The 301-nt window shown below is 45.2% G+C and carries 1 protein-coding gene; it reads left to right on the forward strand.

Annotated elements, in window-relative coordinates:
• A partial coding sequence (locus ACVCXO_RS12190; RefSeq protein ID WP_452229867.1) for a hypothetical protein occupies positions 1–301 on the forward strand: 301 nt, incomplete at both ends.

A 301-nucleotide genomic window follows, 5' to 3' on the forward strand; every position in this document is an offset into this window, starting at 1 on the left:
AATTTCAGGAACTACTTATACGATAGAATACGCAAGTCCAGGAACCTGCGGAACAACTAGCACCGAAACAGTAACTGTTTTAACCTCCGGAAACGCAGCTTTTACTATGACAGCAACTTGTGATGGCGGAACCGCAAATATCACAGGAGATCTTGGCGGAAGCTTTACGTTTAATCCGATGCCAACGGATGGAGCAACAATAAACGCAACTAGCGGAACGGTAACTAATGGAATTTCAGGAGCGATCTATACTATTGAATACACGAGTCCAGGAACCTGCGGAACAAGTAGCACACAACCG

Source organism: Lacinutrix sp. MEBiC02404, assembly GCF_053601575.1.